Origin of the sequence: Aeromonas sp. EERV15 (genome assembly GCF_900079845.1) — a bacterium.
GTDB lineage: Bacteria > Pseudomonadota > Gammaproteobacteria > Enterobacterales > Aeromonadaceae > Aeromonas > Aeromonas sobria.
Genome location: NZ_FKKY02000175.1, coordinates 1 through 434 on the forward strand (window position 1 = coordinate 1; position 434 = coordinate 434).

Below are 434 nucleotides of genomic sequence, written 5' to 3' on the forward strand. Positions count from 1 at the left end.
AGTCTTTTACAACCTGCTCCTCGCTTTTGCCTGTGTGGAATGAGAGGATGTTGTAAAGCCGCTTGCGGAGGCGGATAATCTCCTTCGCCTCTATCTCCAGATCAGTGGCAGGCCCCTGCATTACACCGGAAATAAGCGGCTGATGAAGCAGTATCCTGCTGTTTGGGAGCATACATCTCTTGCCCTCTGTTCCGCCGGCAAAGAGAACCGCCCCCATGCTTGCCGCCTGACCGATGCAGTATGTGGCCACATCGCAGCGGAGAAACCGCATTGTATCATAAACCGCAAGCCCCGCGCTTACCGAACCGCCGGGTGAGTTTATGTAGAAGTGGATGTCTGCTTCGCTGTCTTCGTTGCTCAAAAAAAGAAGCTGAGCTATCACAAGATTCGCTATATTGTAGTCAACTCCTCCGCCGAGAAAGACGATACGGTCT

1 protein-coding gene is annotated in these 434 nt (G+C 52.5%); it reads right to left on the reverse strand.

Going from position 1 to position 434, the window contains the following annotated elements:
- Positions 1–434: ATP-dependent Clp protease proteolytic subunit (locus BN4575_RS20945; protein ID WP_068979579.1), on the reverse strand; the 434-nt coding region annotated here is incomplete at both ends.